Annotated in this window: 10 protein-coding genes and 1 pseudogene; 3 read left to right on the top strand and 8 right to left on the bottom strand. The window is 53.0% G+C overall.

Translation table 11 applies throughout. The features are described 5' to 3' along the window. The first annotated feature begins 14 nt into the window (after window positions 1–14). Window positions 15–737 (top strand): SanA/YdcF family protein, encoded by a 723-nt coding sequence (locus ACT3UM_RS23140; RefSeq protein ID WP_498902363.1) that lies wholly within the window; start codon window positions 15–17, stop codon window positions 735–737. Here ACT3UM_RS23140 and ACT3UM_RS23145 read toward each other — a convergent pair. From ACT3UM_RS23145 to ACT3UM_RS23160, 4 genes are all read right to left on the bottom strand, one after another. Continuing rightward, complete coding sequence (locus ACT3UM_RS23145) at window positions 734–1,180, bottom strand: hypothetical protein (RefSeq protein WP_035580270.1); 447 nt, start codon at window positions 1,178–1,180, stop codon at window positions 734–736. The two genes, ACT3UM_RS23140 and ACT3UM_RS23145, sit on opposite strands and share 4 nt — an antisense overlap. Before the next feature lie 88 nt (window positions 1,181–1,268). Next, window positions 1,269–2,177 carry a 30S ribosomal protein S6--L-glutamate ligase gene (rimK, locus tag ACT3UM_RS23150; RefSeq protein ID WP_035580267.1) on the bottom strand — a complete coding sequence of 303 codons (909 nt, stop codon included), beginning with the start codon at window positions 2,175–2,177 and terminating at the stop codon, window positions 1,269–1,271. A 41-nt stretch (window positions 2,178–2,218) separates the two neighbouring features. Then, a complete protein-coding gene (locus ACT3UM_RS23155) occupies window positions 2,219–2,659 on the bottom strand; it encodes an ATP-dependent zinc protease family protein (protein WP_498902364.1) in 441 nt (146 codons plus the stop codon). 36 nt (window positions 2,660–2,695) lie between these two features. Further along, window positions 2,696–3,733, bottom strand: coding sequence for a DUF3549 family protein (locus ACT3UM_RS23160; protein ID WP_498902365.1), 1,038 nt, complete (start codon window positions 3,731–3,733; stop codon window positions 2,696–2,698). A gap of 328 nt (window positions 3,734–4,061) precedes the next feature. On the opposite strand from ACT3UM_RS23160, the gene ACT3UM_RS23165 reads away from it, so the two are divergent. Then, window positions 4,062–4,397 carry a YqcC family protein gene (locus ACT3UM_RS23165; protein WP_022522982.1) on the top strand — a complete coding sequence of 112 codons (336 nt, stop codon included), beginning with the start codon at window positions 4,062–4,064 and terminating at the stop codon, window positions 4,395–4,397. A gap of 80 nt (window positions 4,398–4,477) precedes the next feature. On the opposite strand, the gene ACT3UM_RS23170 is transcribed toward ACT3UM_RS23165, so the two are convergent. Next, window positions 4,478–5,104, bottom strand: a complete 627-nt coding sequence (locus ACT3UM_RS23170; RefSeq protein WP_498902366.1) for an OmpW/AlkL family protein — start codon at window positions 5,102–5,104, stop codon at window positions 4,478–4,480. 547 nt (window positions 5,105–5,651) lie between these two features. On the opposite strand from ACT3UM_RS23170, the gene ACT3UM_RS23175 reads away from it, so the two are divergent. Next, window positions 5,652–5,972 (top strand): VOC family protein, encoded by a 321-nt coding sequence (locus tag ACT3UM_RS23175; protein WP_498902367.1) that lies wholly within the window; start codon window positions 5,652–5,654, stop codon window positions 5,970–5,972. An 84-nt stretch (window positions 5,973–6,056) separates the two neighbouring features. Here the strand turns inward: ACT3UM_RS23175 and ACT3UM_RS23180 are convergent. The 3 genes and pseudogenes from ACT3UM_RS23180 to ACT3UM_RS23190 form a co-directional block, all read right to left on the bottom strand. Further along, window positions 6,057–6,346: pseudogene (locus tag ACT3UM_RS23180) on the bottom strand (type II toxin-antitoxin system RelE/ParE family toxin). Further along, on the bottom strand, window positions 6,339–6,560 hold the full coding sequence (locus tag ACT3UM_RS23185) for a TA system antitoxin ParD family protein (protein WP_007113097.1): 222 nt from the start codon (window positions 6,558–6,560) through the stop codon (window positions 6,339–6,341). Before ACT3UM_RS23185 ends, ACT3UM_RS23180 begins: the two are co-directional and overlap by 8 nt. 124 nt (window positions 6,561–6,684) lie before the next feature. After that, the coding region (locus tag ACT3UM_RS23190; RefSeq protein WP_498902368.1) for a CcdB family protein at window positions 6,685–6,807 on the bottom strand (123 nt) is incomplete at its 5' end.

Consider the following 6,807-nt stretch of genomic DNA (forward strand, 5'->3'; position numbering starts at 1 on the left):
GGCTGGGGAGCTGGATGCATAACGTTTTGTTAATATGGCTAAAGCGTTTATTAATGTCGCTAGGAGCACTATTGCTGCTGGCGACATTGCTGTTTATAGGTGGTAATTTTTGGGTGCTCGCGACGACTGCGGCTTATATTGAGCGTCAGCCACAGCAGTGCCGCCCGGCAGAGGTGGGGATTGTCTTTGGCACGTCTCATTGGACGCGCAGAGGGGGACGAAACCCGCACTTCCATGCGCGTATGCGAACCGCTGCTACCTTAATTGAACAGTCCCAGGTCGAGCATCTGTTGCTTTCAGGGGATAATCGTACTCAGGCGTATAACGAGCCACGGGCAATGTGGCGTGAGCTGTATCGACGTGGGGTCGCGCCTGAGCAGTTGACCATGGATTTTGCGGGCTTTAGCACCTATGACACGCTGGCGCGTGCCCGGGATGTCTTTCAACTTGAGAAAGCCCTGCTGATCACCCAGAGCTGGCATCTTCCCCGCGCGGTCTATATTGGTCGTGCGCTAGGTATCGACGTCACTGGCTGCGTGGCAGATGACCCTACGGTAACCGTGGGGTGGCGTTTAAAGCTACGCGAATGGGCAGCGCGTGTGGCCACCCTGGGAGATCTCTATGTATGGGGGAGGGAGCCCTATTTTCTCGGTACGCCCGAGCCCATCGAGTTACCTAGGCGGGCGCCCATCGATCTTATCCTGCCTTCGCTAAACGAGCGCTTTGCAGCCCCTTAACGGTGCGTTTTGCGCTTTTGCAGCGCATAAAGCTCGCGGATAAGCTTACGGCACCCCTGCATACACTCCTCTACCACCGGTTCGATCGGATCGGGTAGTGGGTGGGTATACAGCGAGGAGAGCGCCTGCATTAACACCCGCTCTTGCTCCAATAGCTCATTGATCAATACTTGGCTATCGTTGCCGACGAAGCTTTTTAGGCGACTCCACAGCCATAAAAAATCATCGCGCTCAACGTCCGCGTCCCTGGGCAGCATTTTTAGATGCGCACGGGCAAGATCCTGCAACTGGCGCATCTGCTTAAGCCGTGCTGTGTAATGCGGCTTTAAAGCGTCACGCAGCGAGGGGCGCAGGCGTTCAATATTGTCTTGGAAATAATCAATGCTATCGGCCAGCGCTTCCAATACGCTGTCCATCGCCACTTGGCGATTATCGAGAAACATGAGCGTCTACCTCCTTCGGTGACGCAGATTGTGGGGGTGACAGCGACGATTTGCCACCCCTGAATCGGATTATTTTTACAATCTTGCCTTAGCCTTTAGGCTTGGGCGGCGCTTTACGGGCTGGCGTGGCGTTTCTTTCAATATGCTCAATGATCATTCCCGCAATATCCTTGCCGGTGGCGTTCTCAATGCCGAACAAACCAGGCGAAGAATTGACCTCCATGATCACCGGGCCGTGATTAGAGCGCAGCAAGTCGACACCGGCGACGCGCAGGCCCATGGCCTTGGCGGCGCGAATAGCCGTTGAACGCTCTTCAGGGGTGATCCGGATCACGCTGGCCGAGCCACCGCGGTGTAGATTCGAGCGGAACTCGCCATCCGCCGCCTGACGCTTCATTGAGGCGACGACCTTATCGCCGATCACAAAGCAGCGAATATCGGCGCCACGCGCCTCTTTGATGTACTCCTGCACCATGATATTGGCTTTCATGCCCATGAACGCCTGAATCACCGATTCTGCGGCCTGGTTAGTCTCCGCCAATACCACGCCAATCCCCTGGGTGCCTTCAAGCAGCTTGATGACCAGCGGTGCTCCTTTGACCATGGTGATCAGATCAGGAATATCGTCGGGTGAGTGGGCAAAGCCGGTAATCGGCAACCCCAACCCTTTGCGCGACAGCAACTGCAGTGAGCGCAGCTTATCCCGTGAGCGGGTAATAGAGACGTTATCGTTGATAACGTAGGTGCCCATCATTTCAAACTGACGCAACAGCGCGCAGCCGTAAAAGGTGACGGAGGCACCAATGCGCGGAATCACCGCATCGAAAGGCTCAATCTCTTGGCCTTTATAGTGAATCGAAGGGTGGTGCGAGGTAATGCTCATATAGCAGCGCAGCGTGTCCACCACGCGGGCGGTGTGCCCACGCTGCTCTGCGGCTTCAACCAAGCGGCGGGTAGAGTACAAATTGCGATTACGTGACAGCAGAGCGATATGCATATAGAAGACTCCGAGCCTAGATTAAGGCGACTAATAAGGGGTTAAGGCTCACCGTGCAAAAATGCAGCACCCGGAGCAACCAGCAGGCGGCGCATGGCGCGGCGTCCTAGTAGCATCGGGTGACGCATATTGCTGCGGTCAGTAAGCGACAGTTCAACAGGAAAATTCAAATCGCCCATCTGCATGGGAGTACGTATCACATAACGCCACTCGCTATGACCGTTGGAGCTGGTGACCTGGCGCCGGTCATGCAAGTGCAAACTGTAGCGGTGGGCCGGCGTCTCCGGGCCACCGCTGTGAGTAATAAAACTTACCCACAGTTGACCATGTTCGTCTTCATGTGTCTCTATCTCTTCTGCATGCAGCGCAGAAGTGCGTGCGCCGGTGTCTGCTTTGCAGCATAGGTGAAGCCCTAGCTCAGGTAGCGTCACCATCTCGCGGCGGCCAATGACCGCTTTGGCCTGATAGGGTAATTCCTTCACGGCTCACTCCTTGCAATTAAAAGTGACAACATCGGATCAAGCATTCCTCTGTGACATCATCAGGGTCAAACGGCGTTGAATAGGGGAGCCAGTAGGCGCATCCCGCAGTGCCATCATGACCGGTAAGCGTAGCCTGGGTATTAACGCAATATCACGTACCACGGCGGCAAAGTCGCTACGCTCTTCTTCCGCTAAGCGTTGCAGAAAAAGCGGCAGGCGCTGCGCGTCTTCCAAATAGCCCCAGCCACGACCGGCGATGGCCGCCAGAACATCCGGCACACAGGCCGCGGTGTCATTGAGTAAGGCCGTATACCAATCGCCCACCGCTGATGCGTCCGTATTACCCACTGCGCGCAGACAGGCACACAGGGTTTCAATGTCGCCCGCTTGTGCGGCGGCTTCGCCGCGACGCTGCAGTGCGTCGACTAACGCCTGTGGCAATGGCTGGTGCTCTAAACAGTAGCACAAGGAGTGGATAACGGCGGTGGGTAGTTCAGGCAGACGCGGCGCCAACGAATCAGCGTCAAGCGTTTCCATACGAACGACGTAATCGGCAATCCCTTGTAATCCCAGCGCCTGCCAATCAATCGTTTGTTGGCCACTCAAGTAGGCCTCAACCGGCTCAAAATGTTGGCTGGCCGACAGCCCCCTCTCGTGGGTAGCACGGGCATTGAGCATGGCTTGGAAAGTGACGCTAGGCGTGAAGGCGAGGGGATTATCCTTCATTAAGTGATCTACGTCCGCTGTTTCTTCACGACCCACGTTAGAAACCGCGCGCCCCAGTGTTTCCAGCAGCCGGTTTAAAAACGCATCGCGCTGGGCGGGGGCTATCATGCCCTGCTCATCCAACGGCAAGGCTAAGAACCAGATAGCCGGTTCGGGCATATCGCCAAGCCGAAACACAATGGCTAAGCGCGCTTGGCCTTGCCAGGGTTCTGGCCAGGCCATTTCGCCACTTTCAAAAGTCGCCAGTGACTCCCGTGGGCAGGGCACGACATGGCGCCCCATATGGTAAAGGGAAACCTCGCCGCCGCTGCGGGTAAAAAACTCATCAAGGGTTTGAATCGGTTGCATGACATCCTTCCGCGTTGCAAGCCTGCACTCTACCTTGCTGATGTGGCACTGTCAGCCGCAGTGACTGATAAAACATGGTGTTAATGACAGTGCCTTAAGGCATTAGCATTAATGACAATGCGGTTAAAAATTAATCAACTTTGCCAAAGCCCCATGAGAGCAGGCGCTGCGACACCTTTCCATAGTTTATCCACAGGCTCGTGCAGGTTTTCTGTGAGTCTATGGATAACTTCTCGCAAGCGTTGATAGTTGGCAAGGCGCTCGCTGAGTGGGGATAATGGGTAGACGATACACTTATTCATTTCTCAAGGTAGTGACAAGCGACTTTATGAGTACTTACCAACCGCTGCAGACAGCGCTTTTAGAGCTAGAAGCGTCGATGAAAGCCGCCGATCTATGGCGCATGCCAACACCCGATGCAGAGGCATTTGCCAGCCAGCAGCCGTTTTGCATCGACACCATGTCGCTGCCGCAATGGATACGCTTTGTGTTTATTGCCCGCTTGAATGCCCTGATGGATGCGCGTGCCGCCATGCCCGCTAAATGCGAGGTAGCCCCCGCCGTGGCAGCCTACTTGCAGCAGGAAAAAACACCCGCCCACCACCAACTGCTGATTGTGCGTGCGGTAGAGAAGGTCGACCAAATCGTCACTGAAAGCACTTAAAGCGGCATACCACTAAACGCACAAAGCCCGCCGTGAGGCAGGCTTTGTGGATAACATCCGCTAGCGGTTTTGCAGGCGGCTTAGAAGCGGTAACTGAGGCCTGCCATGACCACAAGAGGATCGATCTCAACGGTACCAACTCCCGCACCATTAACGCTGGCATCGGTATCGATATCGATGTACCAAGCCGCGGCGTTCAGCGCCCAGTGATCATCAATCAGTAGATCAACGCCTACCTGGCCCGCTGCACCCCAGGAATCATCCAGGTCTAAATCACCAATCGTCAGCTCTTCATCGGAGAAGTGGGTGTAGTTAATGCCCGCACCGACATAAGGCTGTACGCGGGACTGAGTGCCACCCAGCGGGTAGTACTGCAGCGTTAAGGTCGGCGGTAGATGCTTGGTGGAAGCGATATTAGCGTCGTTCAAATGAATATCGTGCTCGAACGGTAACGCCGCCAGCAGTTCCACACCAACTTTATCGTGGAAGCGATAGCCCAAGGTGAACGCGAAATCGGTTTTATCCTGTACATCCACGGACAATGCACCGTTGGCCAGTGAACCGTTGTCGCTTTTAGGGGCGACTTTGGCCACACCGACGCGGGTGAAAAAGTCGCCAGCGCCATAGGCGAATGCCTGGCTGCTGGTCATGATTGCCGCAGCGGCAACAGTGGTTACAAGTAGGGTAGGCAGGGCGGCTTTACGCATGGGGTCACTCCTGGTGTTAAAACAGTCAGCTTCAAACGACTCGTTGAAAAGTTGGGTGGCTATTCGATAGCCGCTTAACGATGAAGCAAGTGTAACGAGATCCAGAGAGTGGATTATTGATCCAGGGCAAGGGTTATTCGACAGGTGTTATTGGCGGAAGGGTGGTGCCCAGGGAGGTCTAATTCAGGAGCGGGCTGCTGGCTATTTTGATAACTCATGAGCTTAGGCATATGTTCTATTATATGAAGTATTTTGAGTCTGTGGTGCGTGTTTTTCTGGTACGCTCAGCAAAAGGCGTGCTCAAATTTTCTGGCATTTATTATAAAACCAATTTAAAGCAGTGAATTGTGAAGAATCTGTTCATGTTTACAGGCAATGCGAAAAGATAGTCAGAAATGATTATGAGCTTGCGCATTTTTCTAGCAAGCGTTGCAGTGGAGATTGGTTTTTTTATTTCTATCAATACCTTGAAGGTTTTTTATGGTGTTAGGCTTTCTAGAAAAATACGCATGCTTAGAAATAAACTGTTATGGTTTTCGGGTGGGCTATGAAACTTAATCTCCTTGTCCTGCGGTGCAAAGAATTGGAGACGAGTAAGCAGTTTTATGAACTACTAGGGTTTACCTTCGTCAAGGAAAAACACGGGGGCGGGCCTTCGCACTATTCGTCGCAAAATGCCGGTTTCGTATTTGAGCTTTATCCCTTGGCGGAGAACGAGACGGTAGGAAATACCAGAGTTGGTTTTTCGGTAAAGCACATACCGCAGGTTCTCTCCCAGATGGCAACTGCAACCCAGCAAGAATCCAATGGCAAACAGGTTTGCATCGTTCGAGATCCTGATGGGAGAAAGGTTGAGCTTAGGGAATAATGACCATAACAATGCGCGTCACACGGATTGTTATGTCTCCGTTCCGCTACAACAAGACCACCGATGCGCTTAGGCGTTACAACGTCACTTCTTCCGTTTGAGATCGCGGTAGAAATTTTCGTGTGAGCCAGGGCCATCAATTCAAGGACAAGAGCGCCATCGTCAAAGCTGTAACCCAGCAGTGTGAACTGCTTATTCATTTTGAACTTATGGACTCGTAGAAAGGCCAAATTACCTTTCTTTTGTTCTCCGATGCTAGGGTTGGTCATAAGCTCCTTAACGGCCAAATCAAGATCCTGTTTCTGGTTGGGCTTGAGTTTCTTTACCGCTTTTTTGAATGTAGGGGTTTGTAATACACTCGTGGCCTTAACCAAAATCGTAGGCCTCCAGTTTTCCGGCATCCCGTTCGGCCTGCGCGATGATGGCCTGCCTCACAAACTCATAGGGTAAGTCGGGGTTATCTTCCATCATCTCGCCGATTTTCGCCCAGTGCTCTATTTGCTTGGGAGGAGTTCGATTAAGCGCTTTGGCTATAATCGTGGCCTTTTCAATAAGGTTTTGATCTAAGCGAATGCTGTTAGTAGCCATCTGTACCTCCAACGTAGATTTGGCTAAATTGTAGAAAGGCGCCACAATTGTGGCAAATTGTAACAAGGTGTTGTTAGCGAACTGCTTTTCCGCTGGCGCTACAAAGCAGCCGCAAAGCGCGGCGTTAAATGCCAGTGACCGCGAGATCCAGTGCGGCAATAATGCGATCTCTGAAGTGCGAGAGGGAGCCGACGGGATTTTTTAGGTGCTTTGCTGGCACTGAAGAAATCTGCGGAGTGAGTAAGAG

Origin of the sequence: Halomonas sp. AOP13-D3-9 (genome assembly GCF_052379125.1) — a bacterium.
Classification (GTDB): Bacteria; Pseudomonadota; Gammaproteobacteria; order Pseudomonadales; family Halomonadaceae; genus Vreelandella.

Coding starts and splice junctions, on each gene's coding strand:
- ACT3UM_RS23175 (WP_498902367.1), top strand. CDS start 5,652: ATGAAACTTAATCTCCTTGTCCTGCGGTGCAAAGAATTGGAGACGAGT.
- ACT3UM_RS23145 (WP_035580270.1), bottom strand. CDS start 1,180: ATGTTTCTCGATAATCGCCAAGTGGCGATGGACAGCGTATTGGAAGCG.
- ACT3UM_RS23185 (WP_007113097.1), bottom strand. CDS start 6,560: ATGGCTACTAACAGCATTCGCTTAGATCAAAACCTTATTGAAAAGGCC.
- ACT3UM_RS23160 (WP_498902365.1), bottom strand. CDS start 3,733: ATGCAACCGATTCAAACCCTTGATGAGTTTTTTACCCGCAGCGGCGGC.
- rimK (WP_035580267.1), bottom strand. CDS start 2,177: ATGCATATCGCTCTGCTGTCACGTAATCGCAATTTGTACTCTACCCGC.
- ACT3UM_RS23140 (WP_498902363.1), top strand. CDS start 15: ATGCATAACGTTTTGTTAATATGGCTAAAGCGTTTATTAATGTCGCTA.
- ACT3UM_RS23165 (WP_022522982.1), top strand. CDS start 4,062: ATGAGTACTTACCAACCGCTGCAGACAGCGCTTTTAGAGCTAGAAGCG.
- ACT3UM_RS23170 (WP_498902366.1), bottom strand. CDS start 5,104: ATGCGTAAAGCCGCCCTGCCTACCCTACTTGTAACCACTGTTGCCGCT.